The following is a 6,358-nucleotide window of genomic DNA, read 5'->3' as shown; positions in this document are numbered from 1 at the left end:
AGTAACCGCTTCTAATAGCTCGGGTACTAGTGATCCAGCTACTTTAATCTTTAATATTGCCAAAGGAAATCAGACTATTAATTTTGCAACATTGGCTAATAGTCAATATGGCGATACTGATTTTAATTTAACAGGAACAAGTAACTCCGGTTTAAGCTTAAACTATACTAGTTCTAATACGAATGTAGCCACAATTGCAGGAAATACAGTTACAATTATAGGTGTAGGAACAACCGACATTACAGCTTCTCAATCTGGAAATGCTGATTACAATGCTGCAACCAATGTGGTTCGTACCTTGACGGTTACACCAAGAGTTCTTACTGTTTCTGGACTAACTGGAGTTGATAAAATATACAATGCAACCAATACGGCAACTGTTTCAGGAACACCCGTTTTAAACAATGTTTTAGCAGCAGATGTCGCTAATGTAACACTTACTGGGACTCCAACATATAGCTTTGCCAATGCCAATGCTGGCGTAGCAAAGCCTATTACGGCAAGTGGTTTTAGTTTAACTGGAAGTGCAGCTGCAAACTATAGTTTGACACAACCTATAGGTTTAACCGCTACGATTTCACAAAAGATAGTATCTGCAAATGGAGTTGTAGCACAAAATAAAGTGTATGATGCCACTACTGTAGCCACCATTACTGCAGGAACATTAGTTGGAATTGAAGTAGCTGATGCAGCAAACGTGAGTATTGCAACAACTGGTGTTTTTGCCTCGACTAACGTAGGAACGGGAATAGCAGTAACCGTTTCTTTAACTGGAAGTGCAGCCTTAAATTATAATTTGACGCAGCCTGGTGTAACAGCCGACATTACTAAAGCAAATCAAACGATAAATTTTAATGCATTACCTACTTTAAACACAAGTTCTTCATCAGTTAATTTAAATACCTATGCAAGTGCTACATCTGGATTAGCACTTACGTATCAAAGTTCAGATTCAAATGTTGTGTCTATATCAGGAAACACCTTGTCAGTAGTAGGAGTAGGTTCTGCAATTATAACGGCCTCTCAAGCGGGAAATTTAAATTATAATGCTGCAACTAATGCTACACAAAATGTGACGGTATCGCTGGTGCCTATTAGTATATTCTCGAATCCTATTACAGGGTCATCTCCAGGGAATTCTAATCCATATACTGCAGGGCAGTCTTTCAATGCCAATATCACAGTTACAGGGATTGGACGTGGCGCTGGTATATTAGGTATAGCTGGAAATGACAGATACAATACAAATAGTTGGACAAGTGGCAGTACTACTTTAGTTACTGATGATTATTTTGAATTTAATTTAACGCCTAATAATGGTTATTTAATCAATTTTGAACAATTACAATTGTCTTATCAAAGTTCTGCTTCTGGTCCGTCAACCTATGCCGTGCGAAGTAGTGCAGATAATTTTGCTAACGATTTAGCCGTCTATACAAACGCAAATACTGCTACACAAATTAATTCAAATTTATCATTAACTGCAACTGCATTTGATGATGTTAGAAGTCAAATAACTTTTAGGGTATATGGTTATAATGCTGGTACAGGTGCAGGAAGTATAAATGAATTTAATTTTATTGGATTCGTAACCTGTATCAAACCAATTGCTTATGCTGTAACAGGTGGAGGTGCGTTATGTGGTTCAGAAACTGCAAATATTAACCTTTCAGATTCAGAAGTAGGAATGAACTACCAACTTCGATTAGATGGAGTTGATGTAGGATCGCCAGTCGCTGGAACCGGAAATGCTTTGGTTTTTGGAAATCAAACTGCTTTAGGGACCTACACAATTGTGGCTACCAACCAATTCTGTAGTGCTTCCACTACTATGAGTGGCAATGCAATAATCACAAATGGTGTTTGTGGAACAACTTGGACTATCACAAATCCAGCAACAGAACCAGCTTGGACCAATGGTGCGCCAACAGCTGCAATCGATGCTATCATTGATGCAGATTATGACGAAATGGATGCCATTATTGCAAAAAACCTTACCGTAAATGCTGCAGCTGTTTTAAATGTGAAACCAACACAATCGTTATCCATAGCAGGAAACTTGACAAACAATGGTTCAATCATTTTTAAAAGTGATGCAACAGGAACAGCTCGATTTGCTCCATATACAGGTGCTGCAATTGCAGGAACTGGTACATCAACTGTTGAACGTTACATTCCTGCCAACCGTGCTTGGAGAATACTAACTGCACCATTGACGGGAGTTTCAGATAATACAATTACGGACAACTGGCAAGGAACAAATGGCGAAGGCGTATTGCTTTTTAGCCCAACCGCTACCGCTCAAAACGGATATGTTTCAGGCGGAACCTCACCAAACATCAGAAAATATGCTACAAGTTGGCAAAACATCGCGGATCTTACTACAGAACCAATTTTTGGAGCTACAGCCACCGATACCAAACCATTCTTAGTATTTGTTACAGGACCGTCAAACAGTACTAACATTGTAACGGGAGCTGATACTACTACTTTGCGTCCGAAAGGACAATTGATTACCGGACCAGTAAACCACACGGGTCTAGCTACGGGAGTTTATCATGCCTTAGCCAATCCGTATGCCAGTGCCATCAATCCAGTATCTTTGATAACAAACAATACAGGACAAAAACTTTGGTTAATTAATCCAAGTTTAGGAAACTTCGGAGCTTATGTTACATTTGACGGACAAAACTGGTCGGTTCCAGTAGATGCACAAGACGCATTCATTCAAAGCGGACAAGGATTCTTCGTTCGATCGGCAACAGCAACTTCTTTCCAAATCAACGAATTAGACAAAGTATCAGGATCGTCCAACAATTGGTTTGCCAAAAATGCTGCTGGATCAACAACTACCGATGCCGATAAAATTCGCGTATTGTTGTACAAACAAATAGAAAACAACTGGAAATTGGCCGATGGCGCTTTAAGTGTAAATTATGCAGATGGATCCAATGAAGTAAATGCAATGGACAGCAATAAAATTTCGAATTTCAACGAAAGCATCATGTTCCGAAACAATACCACAAGTTTGTCTATCGAACACAGAGCTTTACCAGTTGCCACCGAAATTCAACCCATCCGATTGACAGGAACGACTGTATTGCCGTATCAATTGCGAGTACGAACAGAAAATTACAGCAACAGCACCCTGCTTCCTGTTTTGGAAGACACAGTAGCAGGAACGTTCACGACTATACCAACCGATGGCTCAGAGGTAGTGATACCGTTTACAGGAGTAGCTGCAACCACTACCAATCCAGACAACCGTTTCCGAATCGTGTATCAAGTCAATTTGAACAATGTGGAACAAAGTCCGTTAGTGGCAAGCGTATTTCCAAATCCGGTAACCAACAACCAGTTGCACATCCATTTGGGAAGCAATAATCAAACGGCAAACTACACGGTTACCAATTTATTGGGACAATTTATTCAAAAAGGAACATTGGCAAATACACAAAACGTAATTACACTTTCATCGGTAAGCCAAGGATTTTACTTATTGAACATCACTCAAGACGGAAAATCATTTACGACAAAAATTTACGTACAGTAATTAAAAATAAAAATTGAAGAATTATGCAAAAGATAGTGAACAACAAGATAATCCTTTTTCTAATAGCTTTCACTTTGTGGAGTACCGCTGCATTCGCAGACGATGATCCGGGCGGAATTGATGGTGATCCAGGAGCACCAGCACCAATCGATAACTGGATTCCATTGATGATAGTAGTAGGAATAGCAATCGTTTTTTATTACACCCATAAAAAAAAGAAAGCAATTGCAAATTAAATTAAGCAAAAACGTCCGAAAGGGCGTTTTTCTTTTTTAGTAAGAATGTTTAATCTTTAATTATCCTTCGATTTAAATTTAAAACCGCGTACTTCCTGCCGCTGGTTTCGAAATCAGAAACAAACCCAGAAATGTCAAGCCACCATTGATGATGATTAGTTCTTCGGCAAACTGGTAATTGCCAAATAATTCAGCAGAAAAAGTACTCATCAAAAAGGTAATTGTGGGAGCTAAAATACAAATCAACGGGACCCAATTGTTCCGAACCGTTTTGGTTTTTACAAAAAGCCCAAAAGCATAAAGTCCGAGAAGCGGTCCATAAGTAAAAGCGGCAATTTTAAAAATCAAGGTTACCACCGAATCGCTGTTCATCCAAAAAATGACGATAATCACCGCGAACATTAAAAGCGAAAATCCGATGTGAACCAGATGTCTCAAACGAACCGATTTCCCGTTGTCGGGTTCGATTTTTTTGTCCATATTTAAAAAATCGACACAAAAAGAAGTAGTTAGTGCGGTTAAAGCGGAGTCGGTTGTAGCAAAAGTGGCGGCTGTAAGTCCTAATAAAAAGATGATTGCGGGAATCAACGTCAAATGATTGAACGCAATTTCGGGAAAAAGTAAGTCGGTTCTGGGTTTTCCTGTAACTGCGTCAAGTGGAATCGAAATTCCGTTTTTCTCGGCATAAATATAAAGTAAGGCTCCCACGCTTAAAAAAAACAAATTGATCATCACAAAAATCCCCGTGAATACATACATGTTTTTTTGTGCTTCGCCAATAGTTGCACAGCTGAGGTTTTTCTGCATTAAATCTTGGTCAAGTCCTACCATTGCAAGGGTTACGAAAATCCCACCCAGAATTTGTTTGACAAAAAAGTTGCTTTTTAAGACATCTTCGTAAAAGAAAATTTTCGAATAACTACTGTTTTTTACGGCATCAAAAGCCTCGAGAAAAGTGAAGTCCAGGCTGGTACAAATAAAGTAAATGGTAAACAAAACCGACGACACCAAAAATAAGGTTTGCAACGTATCGGTGATGATGATGGTTTTTAATCCGCCCCTGTAAGTATAAGAAAAAATCAATGCTAAAGAACCCAAAACAGTAACCCAAAACGGAACGCCAAAAGCATCAAATACATAACGCTGCAAAACCAAAACCACCAGATACAAGCGAGCGGCTGAGCCAATAGTGCGACTGATGAGGAAAATGGTAGCCGCGGTTTTGTATGAAACCGTGCCCAAACGTTGTTCGATGTATCCATAAATGGAAGTCAAGTGCATGCGGTAGTAAAGTGGTAACAGTACTTTGGCAATCAATAAAAATCCAATGGCGTTTCCTAGTACAAATTGAAAATATTTAAACTGTACATCAGGCGACCCAACCTGACCGGGAACCGAAATAAAAGTTACTCCGGAAAGTGCTGTTCCAATCATTCCAAATGCGACGAGGTACCATTTGGCATTTTTATTAGCGCTAAAAAAAGCCGCATTGCCACCGTCTTTTTTGCTCACAAAGTGAGAAATGATAAATAAGATTCCGAAATAAATAGTAATCAAGATAAGTATAAATGTGGGCGTCATCTGGCAAGCAATTTAAAACCGCCAATTTAGGAAAAAAACACTTTATATTGAATTAAATTTATAATAAGAAATTTCTTACAATACGTTATAATAGCGTGTTGATTTGGTTGGTAAAGTGGCAACACTGTTATAATTTAATACTTTGTTAACCTCACTTGTTAAGTATATTGTAATTATCATATATCTTTGTGGACTATTAAAAATATGTTTTTTATGAAAAAGCTTTTACTTTTATTCAACAAACAAGCATTGCTATTGGGTTTGTTTTTAATTTCGAGTTTGTCTTGGGGGCAGGTTACAATATCGTCCCAAGATTTTGAAGCAACACCTGCGTCACCTGCACTCACTTTTGCAAATACTGGAGGTGGAAATTCAACTGGAACAAATCTTGCAAGTGGTCTTCCTGCGAGTGCAAATTTATTTGTTTCAGGTTCAAGAGGTTGGCAGGCTGTAGGTACAACAACAACTCTTACTTTTGCAAATCAATCTTTATCCGGTTACACGAGTGCTTTTGTTGATTTTAGATTAGCTGGAATGTCTGTTAATGAATCAAATGGTATTGATTCAGGTGACGTAGTTACGGTATCAATTAGCGTAGATGGAGGTACTACTTACTCTTCTGAATTAACTATTGCAGGTTCAGGTGCAAATCAAAGGTGGGCATTTTCAGCTACAGGTAATGCAACGGTTACATACGACGGCAACAATACTCCAACTGCTGTTTCATCTTCAGGTGGAAGTGGCGGAATATCCACCGTTCGAATCAATATTCCTAACGCAAACACGCAGATTAGAGTAAGAATATCAATGACAAGTGGCTCTAATGAAAGGTGGGTAATTGACGACGTTAGAATAGGAGGCACAGTTGCCGCCGTACCCGTAGTAACTGGTGCCACAATTGAAGCCAACGTTGGGGTGGATCCAAATTATCAAATTGTCGCCTCAAATAACCCAAACGCTTACTCAACAGGAACTTTGCCAGATGGAT

At 38.9% G+C, this 6,358-nt stretch carries 4 protein-coding genes; 3 read left to right on the top strand and 1 reads right to left on the bottom strand.

Annotated elements, in window-relative coordinates; translation table 11 throughout:
- Both ACIQ2X_RS16500 and ACIQ2X_RS16495 read left to right on the top strand, forming a co-directional pair.
- Nucleotides 1-3,553 (top strand): beta strand repeat-containing protein (locus ACIQ2X_RS16500; RefSeq protein ID WP_396180094.1); only part of this gene is annotated, 3,553 nt, incomplete at its 5' end.
- Nucleotides 3,554-3,576: 23 nt separating this feature from the next.
- Nucleotides 3,577-3,789, top strand: coding sequence for a hypothetical protein (locus tag ACIQ2X_RS16495; RefSeq protein ID WP_396180093.1), 213 nt, complete (start codon nucleotides 3,577-3,579; stop codon nucleotides 3,787-3,789).
- Between the two features lie 78 nt (nucleotides 3,790-3,867).
- Here ACIQ2X_RS16495 and ACIQ2X_RS16490 read toward each other — a convergent pair whose 3' ends face one another.
- On the bottom strand, nucleotides 3,868-5,370 hold the full coding sequence (locus ACIQ2X_RS16490; RefSeq protein ID WP_396180092.1) for a sodium:solute symporter: 1,503 nt from the start codon (nucleotides 5,368-5,370) through the stop codon (nucleotides 3,868-3,870).
- Nucleotides 5,371-5,583: 213 nt separating this feature from the next.
- On the opposite strand from ACIQ2X_RS16490, the gene ACIQ2X_RS16485 reads away from it, so the two are divergent.
- A partial coding sequence (locus ACIQ2X_RS16485) for a hypothetical protein (protein ID WP_396180091.1) occupies nucleotides 5,584-6,358 on the top strand: 775 nt, incomplete at its 3' end.

The sequence above is a fragment of the Flavobacterium sp. genome, from assembly GCF_044368625.1.
GTDB lineage: Bacteria > Bacteroidota > Bacteroidia > Flavobacteriales > Flavobacteriaceae > Flavobacterium.
Note: the sequence above shows the minus strand (reverse complement) of the source record. Positions and strands in the feature narration are given on the sequence as shown.